Origin of the sequence: Pseudomonas sp. PARCl1 (assembly GCF_947311875.1) — a bacterium.
Classification (GTDB): Bacteria; Pseudomonadota; Gammaproteobacteria; order Pseudomonadales; family Pseudomonadaceae; genus Aquipseudomonas; species Aquipseudomonas juntendi.
Genome location: NZ_CAMZMX010000023.1, coordinates 62,701 through 72,972 on the forward strand (window position 1 = coordinate 62,701; position 10,272 = coordinate 72,972).

Sequence of the window (10,272 nt, forward strand, 5' to 3'; positions counted from 1 at the left end):
CTGCGGCAAGAGGGAACGGCGGTCAAGACTGCCTGGCTTCAACGACCGAGCCCCTGCTAAAAGCAGTCGGGCCTCATCAACGAATCACGTTCACCGGGAGTATAGACAGCGACCAATGCCGCGCAACGAAGGCAATGAAATGAACTTCACGAAACAGCTATATCCCCTGAAAACCGCAGGCTTGAGGAGGTATGGCCAAATAGTGGCCATGCTATATTCCAGGTAACGCAGAAGTTGAACTCATCTATAACAAATTCGTCTTAGGTATGCCGTATACCGAGCTAATTTAGTGTCTTCCGTTTGAAACGTAATGTCCCTGGAGTTGTCATGAACATCGCTGCTGTACGCGAGCAGGTAAGCCAAGCCCATCAACATGAAGGCCAGACTGGCCAATTGAAACAGCGTCTCGAGCTGCAACTGCCCCACCTGCACCCCTCGATCCAACTGCCTGAGCAGGACGCACAGGGTACTTTGGCGCGCTTCGTCAGCGCCTACATCGAACAGGTTCCGGAACTGCTGGAGGCGGCCCATGAAGTCGCCTTTGAGGCCGGCATCGAGTCGCAGATCAAGCCTGTATTGAAAATTGCCGAGGCTTACTTCCTGCAACCACCCGAGGTCATGAACGGGCATGTGGGGCTGGACTGCCTGCTAGATGAGGCGTACCTGGCGCACCGCCTGGTGGAGGAGGTGAATGACTTGTACATCCGTCACTTCCAGCAGCCGCTGATCCCGGTCGACACCACCGTCGCCAACCTGATTGCCCACCAGTTGATCGGCGAAGAATTCGCCAACCAGCTGGATGAAGTGGTGCACCACTCGGTGGATGAGATGCTCAATGACGCAAGCTTTGCGGCTGAGTCGGTGGAAGCCTACCGCGAGACACTGACTAGCCCGGCAACCGGTGAGGCGTGGAAGCGCTGGCCATGCCTGTCGCGTCAGCTGGGTGTCGAGCTGGGCCAGCCGACCTGATACTCCTGTGCCGGCCTCTTCGCGGGTTCACCCGCGAAAAGGCCAGTTCAAGCACTACAGAACTTCTACCTCAGGCCCCCACACCCGCCGTAGTCCGTAACCGCCCCTCGATTCGCCGCTTCAACCGCCGCTGTTCGATCAGCAACCGCGAGCCATTGGCAGCATTGCTGCGCCCCCAGTCCTCCAGCAATTCAAGGCACGAGTGGTCGATATAGCTCAGGTTACCCAGTGGCACATGCAACGTGGTGCCCGCCGGCACGCCATCGAGCACCTGGGTCAATGCCGGTACCTTGAGGAAGGTCGCGGCGCCACTGAGCCGCAATTCCATGTGCCCAGGCTTTGCCAGATCGACCAGGTTGATCTTCAACCGTGCCGCCCTGAATGCCAGCTTCAGCAAGGTCAGGGCAAAGCCGAGCAACACGCCGGTCAGCAGGTCGGTAAAGATGATCGCCAGCGCCGTCGCCGCATAGGTGAACATCGGCATGCGGCCATAACGGCCCAACCCACGGAACGCCTTGAAGTCGACCAGCTTGATCCCCGTGAACACCAGCACACCTGCCAGGCTGGCTACCGGTATCTGCTGCAGCACACTGCTCAACGCCACCACGAAAGCCAGCAGCCACAAGCCATGGAAAATGGCCGAAGCGCGTGTTTGCGCACCTGCCTGCACGTTGGCCGAGCTACGTACGATCACCCCGGTCATCGGCAGTGCACCCAGCACCCCGCAGAGCATGTTGCCAATGCCCTGTGCGGACAGCTCACGGTCGAAGTCCGAACGCTGGCCACTGTGCATGCGGTCGACCGCAGCCGCTGACAGCAAGGTTTCGGCACTGGCAATGAATGCCAGGGCAAAGGCGGCGACGAGCAGGGCAGGGTCGGCCAGTTGCATCAAGTCACCGGGGCGGAGCCAGTCGATGGCTTCGGACAAGTCAGCCGGTACTTCCACGCGGTTCACGGGCAAGGCCAACCACATGCTGATGATGGTCATGCTCGCCACACCCAGCAGGGCGCCTGGCACAAAGCGCAGGCGCTGCGGCCGCAAACGTTCCCAGCCCCACATGATGGCGATGGTGCCCAGGCCCAGCGCACCGGCTATCCAGCCAGCGCCGGCGCTTTCGTGGGGCATGGCCGCAGCGAGGGTCGCCGGGAATTGCACAAGGTTCTGCATACCCGATGGCTGCGGTGCGGTGTCGAACATCACATGCACCTGCGACAGCACGATCAACACACCAATGCCTGCCAGCATGCCGTAGACCACCGCCGGCGCGGTGACGCGGAACCAGCAGCCCAGGCGCAGGCGCCCGGCCAGCAATTGCAGCAAACCGGCCAATAGCAGGATCGGCCCGAGCATGGCCATGCCGTGCTGGCGTACCAACTCGAAGACCAGCACCGCAAGGCCCGCCGCCGGACCACTGACTTGCAACGGCGAACCGGCCAGGAAGCCGACCACGACCCCGCCGATAATGCCGGTAATCAGGCCCTTGGCCGGCGGCATCCCCGAGGCGATGGCAATGCCCATGCACAAGGGCAGGGCCACCAGAAAGACCACCACCGAAGCCAGCAACTCACGCGGCAGGGCCGCTTTCAGCTGTGTAATGTTCACCATGTTTCTCCTTTCATTAGTCGCACGGCCATTCCCCTGGCCATGGGCACGTTGGGTCCCCGACAAGCGCGCAGGCGCGGGCCGCCAGCGGGCTCGCCGGCAGGGCAGTCAGGGTATTCAGGGCAGCCGAAGGCCGCGCCACACCCCTACAGGGTGCAGCCGGCTATCAAGGTTCTAACGGCGGACGGGTCGCTTAGTAGCGGCCTCTCGGAGTGGCGCATGGCACCGGTTGGCCTGCGGCCAGGGGCATGAAGCTGTCGCTGGCAGCGTCGTAGGCTTCGATCCTGCTGGTCTCGATGTCGTAGATCCAGCCATGGATGTACAGCTGACCCGCTGCAAGCCCCGAAGCCACCGAAGGGTGGGTGCGCAAGTGGTGCAGCTGGGCGATGACGTTCTCTTTGGTCAGCACTTGCATGCTTTCATGTTCGCTGCCGCACGAGCAGTTGTTCTCGACCACGGTGCGGGCCACTTCGGCGTGGCGCAGCCAGGCGCCAACGGTTGGCATCTTGGTCAGCGATTGCGGGTTGAGTACCGCACGCATCGCGCCACAATCGGAGTGGCCGCAGATGATGATGTGGTGCACTTTAAGTGCCATCACCGCGTACTCGATAGCACTGGAAACGCCACCGTTCATCTGGCCATAAGGCGGTACTACGTTACCTACGTTTCGGGTCACGAACAGGTCGCCTGGCGAACTTTGCGTGATCAGTTCGGGCACGATGCGCGAGTCGGCGCAGGTAATGAACATGGCGCGCGGTGTTTGCGCAGTGGCGAGCTTCTTGAACAGCTCTTGCTGTTCAGGGAAGACGTCATGGTGAAAGCGCAGGAAACCGTCGACGATGTGCTTCAGGGCAGCATCGGCGCTTTCAGCGGGGACCTGCGGTACGACCTTGGATGGGTCCTTGACGGGCATGATTCATCCTCTTGACGGTGTGTAGGTAAATCCATTTTACCGGTTAAAGATTCTGGCTATGCAGGGTTTTAGATGACACGCACAGCCCATAGATCACAGTCGGTGTGGATTGGTTGCCTACGCTAACCGGGAAAACTTAACTGAAACTTAATTCGAGGGCTCTAGAACGGGCGTTCCAGATATAAAAGGCGGGATCTGAATAATAGCAAAAAAACATCAACTGCCAATATGTATTAGCGTAATTATTGGCTGCCATTAGTGAGGCTTTCTGTAGGGCGTGTTTACCCTGGCTATCAGAACAGTGCCATCTGCTCGCCCGGCGGGCAAAAGGCCGAGCAATCCAGCACCTGCGACTCGCGCCCTTCGAACGCCAGGCGTTTCATCGCCTTGGCGAAGCGCTGCGCCAGCAACTCGGCAAATACCCCCTCACCCCGCATGCGTGTGCCAAAGCGGCTGTCGTACAGCTCGCCATCGCGGCTCTGGCGGATCAGGCTCAGCACATGCGCAGCGCGCTGTGGGTAATGGTCGTGCAACCACTGCTCGAACAGCGGCGCCACCTCCAGCGGCAGGCGCAGCAGCATGTACGCCGCGCTCTGCGCCCCAGCCGCCTTGGCCGCTTCCAACAGGCGCTCCAGTTCGCTGTCGTTGATCATCGGTATCATCGGCGAGCACAACACGCCCACCGGCACACCTGCTTCGCGCAGCACACGAATGGCCCGTAACCTTGCCCCTGGTGCTGCCGCCCGGGGCTCGAGCACCCGCTTGAGGTCATCGTCCAGCGTAGTCAGGCTGATCATCACCCGCACCAGGCGCTGGCGGGCCATGTCGGCGAGCAGGTCGAGGTCGCGCAGCACCAGGGCCCCTTTGGTGACGATGGTCACCGGGTGGCGAAAACGCAGCAGTACCTCAAGCAGGCGCCGAGTCAGCAGTTGCTCGCGCTCGATGGGCTGGTACGGGTCAGTGTTGGAGCCCAGGTTGATCGGTGCACATTTATACCCAGGTTTGCTCAACTGCTGCACCAGTACCTCGGCGGCGTTGGTCTTGGCGATCAGCTTGGTTTCAAAGTCCAGGCCTGGGGACAGATCCCAGTAGGCATGGGACGGGCGGGCATAGCAGTAGATACAGCCATGCTCGCAACCGCGGTAGGGGTTGATCGAGCGGTCAAAGGGCAGGTCAGGGGAAGTATTGCGCGCGATGATGGTCTTGGCGGTTTCAGCCCTGACCTCGGTGCCTTGGGTGACGGGCACCTCCTGATACCAGCCATCGTCTTCGAGCACCGACTGGCGTGGTGCAAAACGATTGTGTGGGTTATGGCGGGTACCACGACCGCGAACAGGATCCATGCTGTTAGCCCCTAACTGGTTATGCATACAGTATATTACCAGCAGCGCCTTCACCCTTGTTGTCAGGGAGACAAGTGGCGCCTTGCATACGGCACCAGCGACATGGGCCTGCCGGCGAATGCGTTGAACGACGCCGTCATCCGGCGCATTCCGCACTTGGCCAGGATTTCGTCGCGCAGGCGGCGGCCCAGCGCCCGATGATCGGCGTCGGCCGCCTCGAATGCGCTGAACGCGTCAATGGCATGGACCTGCGCCCACTTGTAGCAGTAATAACCCGCTTCATAACCCGTGACCATGTAATCGAACCCTTCGGCAAACCTGTCCTGGGCGAAGGCTTGCGGCAAGCCGACCTGCTGGGTTGCGGCAACCGCCAGTTGGCGAAGGTCGTGGCGGGCGCGATCGTCGCAATGCGCGACGAGATCGAACCAGCACAGCCGCAGTTGCTCGGCTTCCGCCACCGCCTGGAAACGACGCTTGCCAGCGAGCCACTGCTGCATCTGGGGCAATGACACTGGCGGCGCACCCGTTTCCGGCTGCGGCAACGCCAACAGTGCCGGGGCAGACCAGCACCACTGTTCGAGCAAGGTGCCGACGAATTCGCAGGCATCGGCGCCCAGCGCGGAAGTGGCGGTGCGATTGAGGCGCCGGTGCTGGTTGGTGACCAGCAACTGATGCAGGGCATGGCCCGCCTCGTGGAACAGCTTGCAAAGGTCTGCGTGGTCGAAGTTGGGCGTGACTTGCCCAGGCTGCAGCTCGAAACAGCAGGAAAGCAGAACGGCCGGCAACGTCACCACACCGTCGACCTCCACATGGCGCTGGCGCATGGGATAACTGTACGGCCAGGGCAGCTTGCCTGGGCGTTGGTAGGCATCCAGGTAGAAATGCCCTAGGCGGGCATGCCCGTCCATTACCTCCAGTACCTGCACATCGGGGTGCCAACCCGACGATCGCCTGCTCGGTGGTGTGCAGTTGCTTGCGCGCGCCAGCGCCCAAACCATGGCCGGCGTGGCGGAACGCCCTGAGGATCAGTTTGAGCACAGCCTGGCGCTCGTCATCCAGCTGCGCGGGATCGAGGCGCTGGTAGGCTTCATACAACCTTGAGTGCTCGTGCTTGTATCGCGCCCAGTCGAGCAGCAATTGATTACAAGCATCGACCTCCACAGCCCATGCTTGGCTTTCGTACACCAACGGCACGAGCATGTGCAGCAGGTCTTCCAGCCGCTGGTCAAGCTGCTCGACTGCCAGCACCAAGCTATCCCAACCTGGCGCCGGGCCGCTGTGTTCGATGATCTGTTCGAGCGCCGCGACATTGGCGTCGCGAATGGACAAGAAGACGGGTTGGAGCTGCTCGGGCCGTAGCGACGGGTAGTCGAGCAAGCCATGGGCAATTCGAGCAAGGCCGTGGTTCACGAAGCACCTCAGGGGCAAGTCAGGGGCCGACACTGTAGCCAGCCCCCTGTTACGCCGCAGAAGCTCTATGTAACGCCCTGTACCCTTACTCTGCGGGTTTCTTCAACTTCGGATTAGGGAAGAACTGCACCGTCTGTACCTTGGCCGCAGGGGGTTTCGGTTCGAGGTGGTTGACCCGTGTCCCCAGCTCCTTGGGTACCGACAAGCCCTGTTCGTTGAGGGTATCGGTAAAGCCGCAGGCCACGCACTCACGGTGCGGTACGTCGTCTTCGCTCCACATCATCAGTTTGTCGGGCTGGCTGCATGCCGGGCATACAGCCCCGGCAATAAAGCGCTTCTTGGTCTTGTTCACGGCTACCTCACTCATGCCGCAGCGGCCTCGGCCAAGCCACTGTGGCGCAGCAATGCATCAATGGAAGGCTCACGGCCACGGAAGTCGACGAACAGTTCCATGGGCTCGCGCGAGCCGCCACGGGCCAGGATCGCTTCGCGGAAGGCGCGGCCGGTTTCGGCATTCAGCACGCCTTCTTCCTCGAAGCGCGAGAAAGCGTCGGCCGACAGCACTTCAGCCCACTTGTAGCTGTAGTAACCCGCTGCGTAACCGCCGGCAAAGATGTGCGCAAAGCTGTTGGGGAAACGGTTGTACGCCGGCGGGCGCATGACCGAGACTTCATCGCGTACGCCTTCGAGCACCTGCAGCACGCTACGCCCGTCACCATGGCTGGCATGCAGTTCGAAGTCGAACAGCGAGAACTCCAGTTGGCGCACCATCATCATGCCCGACTGGAAGTTCTTCGCCGCCAGCATCTTGTCCAGCAGGTCCTGTGGCAGGGCCGCACCGGTTTCATAATGCCCCGAGATCAGCGCCAGGCCTTCCGGCTCCCAGCACCAGTTTTCCATGAACTGGCTAGGCAGCTCGACCGCATCCCAGGCCACGCCATTGATGCCGGAAACCCCGGCATGCTCGATGCGCGTCAGCATGTGGTGCAGGCCGTGGCCAAATTCGTGGAACAGCGTGGTGACCTCATCATGGGTCAGCAGCGCCGGCTTGCCAGGCGCAGCCGGGGTGAAGTTGCACACCAGGTTGGCCACCGGGCTTTGCAACTGGCCGCTGGCGGTGCGGCGCCGGTCACGGGCGCCGTCCATCCAGGCACCCCCGCGCTTGTTGGCGCGGGCATACAGGTCGAAGAAGAAGCGCCCGACATGCTGGCCATTTTCCTTGATTTCGAACAGGCGGACATCCGGGTGCCAGCTGTCGAAGCCCTTCAACTCGGCGATTTCGATGCCATACAGGCGCTGCACGATGCTGAACAGGCCGCTAAGTACCTTGTCGATCGGGAAGTAGGCGCGCAGGGCCTCCTGCGACACGCTGTAGCGCTGTTCGCGCAGCTTCTCGCCATAGTACCCGGCGTCCCAACTGGCCAGCTCTGGGCAGCCTTGCTCGGCGGCATAGGCCTTGAGCTGCTGCAGGTCCTGGGCGGCGAACGGCTTGGAGCGTTGAGCCAGGTCGCGCAGGAAGCTCAGTACCTGGTCGCTGGACTCGGCCATCTTGGTCGCCAGGCTCAGCTCGGCGTAGTTCTTGTAGCCCAGCAGCTCGGCCAGTTCCTGACGCAGGTCGAGGATTTGCTCCATCACCGGCCCGTTGTCGTGCTGGCCAGCGTTCGGGCCCTGGTCCGAAGCGCGGGTGCAGTAGGCCGCGTAGACCTCTTCGCGCAGGGCGCGGTCGCTGGCGTAGGTCATCACGGCGTAGTAGCTGGGGAATTCCAGGGTGATCAGCCAGCCGTCGAGGTCCTTTGCCTGCGCTGCAGCGGCCATTTGCGCCTTGGCCGAATCGGTCAGGCCAGCCAGTGCGGCCTCGTCGGTCACATGCTTGGTCCAGGCCTGGGTGGCGTCCAGCAGCTGGTTGGAGAAGCGGCTGCCCAGCTCACTGAGCTTGCTTTGCACATCGGCATAGCGCTGCTGCTTGTCCGCTGGCAGGTCGATACCCGACAGACGGAAGTCACGCAGGGCATGTTCGAGTATGGTTTTTTGCGCCACATCGAGACCGGCGGCCTCCGGGCCGCTGATCAGCGCCTGGTAGGCTTCGAACAACGCACGGTTCTGGCCCAGTTCGGTAGAGTAGGCGCTAAGCGCTGGCAGGCACGACTCGTAAGCCTCGCGCAATTCAGCGCTGTTGCACACCGCGTTGAGGTGGCTGACCGGGCTCCAGGCCGCACCCAGGCGGTCGTTCAGTTCGTCCATGGCCAGCACCAGGCCGGCCCAGGTAGGGTTGCTGCCCTGCTTTTCGAGGATCTCGGCAATGGCTTTACGGTTGTCGGCCAGGATCGCTTCGATCGCCGGCAACACGTGTTCGGCACGGATTTGCGAGAAGGGCGGCAGATCGTAGGACTGCAGAAGCGGGTTGTTCGCACTCACGGTTCGGATACCTTGGCAGAAGAAACACTGCCCCATCTTAATTACAATCGACGCCGACCGCAGCAGGCAGCCTGCCTATCGACACAGATGAGAGACGCTATCATGGCCATTCGCAGCTTCCAGCAACACACTCCGAAAGTGGGGCCCAGGGCATTCGTCGACCGTTCGGCGGTGGTGCTGGGCGACGTTGAAATCGGCGAAGACAGCTCGGTCTGGCCACTGACCGTGGTGCGCGGCGACATGCACCGCATCCGGATTGGTGCGCGCACCAGCGTGCAGGACGGCAGCGTGCTGCATATCACCCACGCCGGCCCGTTCAACCCGGACGGCTTCGCGCTGATCATCGGCGACGAAGTGACCATCGGTCACAAGGTGATGCTGCATGGCTGCACGTTGGGTAACCGCATTCTGGTCGGCATGGGCAGCACGGTCATGGACGGTGCGATCGTGGAGGATGAAGTGATCATTGGCGCCGGCAGCCTGGTGCCGCCAGGCAAACGCCTGATCAGCGGCTACCTGTACATGGGCAGCCCGGTGAAACAGGCGCGGCTGCTCAATGACCAGGAGCGGGCGTTTTTCGCCTACAGCGCCAGCAACTATGTGAAGCTCAAGGACCAGCACCTGGCCGAAGGCTTCGATCAACCTGAATGAGCGCATTCGCGTGGAACCTTGTACATGCACCAGCAAAACATCCTGTTCGACCTCGACGGCACCCTGACCGACCCACGCCTGGGCATCACCCGCTCTATCCAGTATGCCTTGGCAAAGCTGGGCATCGATGAGCCAGACCTGGCCCGCCTCGAGCACTTCATCGGCCCCCCTTTGTTGCAGGCGTTCATGCAGTTCTATGGTTTCGACGAAGCCAAGGCGTGGGAGGCGGTGAACTTCTACCGCGAGCGCTTCCGCGTGACCGGGCTGTACGAAAACCAGGTGTTCGCCGGCGTGCCGGAGCTGCTCCAAGCCCTGAACAGCCAGGGCCGCACGCTGTATATCGCCACCTCTAAACCGTGGGAATTTGCCCGCGAAATTGCTCGGCACTTCGCCTTCGACCACCACTTCAAGGTGATCTACGGCAGCGAACTGGACGGCACGCGCACCAACAAGGTTGAGCTGATTCGCCATTTGCTGGACGAAGAAGGGCTGGACCCGGCGCAGACGCTGATGATCGGTGACCGCAAGCATGACCTGATCGGCGCGCGCAGCAATGGCTTGCAGGCCGTGGCGGTGGGCTATGGGTTTGGTAGCCGGGAGGAGTTGATGGCCGAAGCACCGGCTTTCCACTTCGCCACGCTGGCCGAGATGCATCAGGCATTTATCAAGGCCTGAGGGCCCTCGGGGCTGCTTTGCAGCCCATGCGGTCACTGTGGGAGATTCTATGGTTCCTGGCAAGGGTAGCCGCTGCATCTTCAGAGCCTGTGAGATCGAGCGCCGCCCGCGCGGCGCATCGCGAGCTGCGCTCGCTCCTACGTTTGTTTCGGGCCAGTAACGCCTGTGACAGGCGCGCGCGGCCGCCTTGTTTGTACGGCGATATTGAGGCATGCACCAAGGCGTTCGCGCGCAAATCCCACAGGAATAATTGGCCCGAAACAAACGTAGATACTCTGTTGGCGGTCAAGCTT

Annotated in this window: 10 protein-coding genes; 4 read left to right on the plus strand and 6 right to left on the minus strand. The window is 61.7% G+C overall.

What is annotated here, in order from left to right; genetic code table 11:
- The first annotated feature begins 327 nt into the window (after positions 1–327).
- Positions 328–969, plus strand: a complete 642-nt coding sequence (locus QME24_RS14275; RefSeq protein ID WP_054904491.1) for a hypothetical protein — start codon at positions 328–330, stop codon at positions 967–969.
- A gap of 70 nt (positions 970–1,039) precedes the next feature.
- On the opposite strand, the gene QME24_RS14280 is transcribed toward QME24_RS14275, so the two are convergent.
- The 4 genes from QME24_RS14280 to QME24_RS14295 all read right to left on the minus strand — a co-directional run bounded on the left by QME24_RS14280 (position 1,040) and on the right by QME24_RS14295 (position 5,736).
- Positions 1,040–2,572, minus strand: a complete 1,533-nt coding sequence (locus tag QME24_RS14280) for a SulP family inorganic anion transporter (RefSeq protein WP_054904522.1) — start codon at positions 2,570–2,572, stop codon at positions 1,040–1,042.
- Between the two features lie 193 nt (positions 2,573–2,765).
- A complete protein-coding gene (locus QME24_RS14285) occupies positions 2,766–3,485 on the minus strand; it encodes a carbonic anhydrase (protein ID WP_009683612.1) in 720 nt (239 codons plus the stop codon).
- 293 nt (positions 3,486–3,778) lie between these two features.
- Positions 3,779–4,828 carry a PA0069 family radical SAM protein gene (locus QME24_RS14290; protein ID WP_192441355.1) on the minus strand — a complete coding sequence of 350 codons (1,050 nt, stop codon included), beginning with the start codon at positions 4,826–4,828 and terminating at the stop codon, positions 3,779–3,781.
- 62 nt (positions 4,829–4,890) lie between these two features.
- Positions 4,891–5,736, minus strand: coding sequence for a M3 family metallopeptidase (locus QME24_RS14295; protein ID WP_232892616.1), 846 nt, complete (start codon positions 5,734–5,736; stop codon positions 4,891–4,893).
- 292 nt (positions 5,737–6,028) lie between these two features.
- Here QME24_RS14295 and QME24_RS14300 point away from each other — a divergent pair, with 292 nt between their 5' ends.
- A complete protein-coding gene (locus tag QME24_RS14300) occupies positions 6,029–6,187 on the plus strand; it encodes a hypothetical protein (RefSeq protein ID WP_225624729.1) in 159 nt (52 codons plus the stop codon).
- Between the two features lie 136 nt (positions 6,188–6,323).
- Here QME24_RS14300 and QME24_RS14305 read toward each other — a convergent pair whose 3' ends face one another.
- Positions 6,324–6,605: a YheV family putative zinc ribbon protein gene (locus QME24_RS14305; RefSeq protein ID WP_054904489.1), complete on the minus strand. Its 282-nt coding sequence runs from the start codon at positions 6,603–6,605 to the stop codon at positions 6,324–6,326.
- On the minus strand, positions 6,602–8,653 hold the full coding sequence (gene prlC / locus QME24_RS14310) for an oligopeptidase A (protein WP_280091913.1): 2,052 nt from the start codon (positions 8,651–8,653) through the stop codon (positions 6,602–6,604). The genes QME24_RS14305 and prlC overlap by 4 nt, the downstream gene beginning before the upstream one ends.
- A 102-nt stretch (positions 8,654–8,755) precedes the next feature.
- Here prlC and QME24_RS14315 point away from each other — a divergent pair, with 102 nt between their 5' ends.
- Together QME24_RS14315 and QME24_RS14320 are read left to right on the plus strand one after the other, a co-directional pair.
- Positions 8,756–9,304 carry a gamma carbonic anhydrase family protein gene (locus tag QME24_RS14315; RefSeq protein ID WP_054904487.1) on the plus strand — a complete coding sequence of 183 codons (549 nt, stop codon included), beginning with the start codon at positions 8,756–8,758 and terminating at the stop codon, positions 9,302–9,304.
- A gap of 24 nt (positions 9,305–9,328) precedes the next feature.
- On the plus strand, positions 9,329–9,979 hold the full coding sequence (locus tag QME24_RS14320) for an HAD family hydrolase (protein WP_054904486.1): 651 nt from the start codon (positions 9,329–9,331) through the stop codon (positions 9,977–9,979).
- Positions 9,980–10,272: the final 293 nt, after the last annotated feature.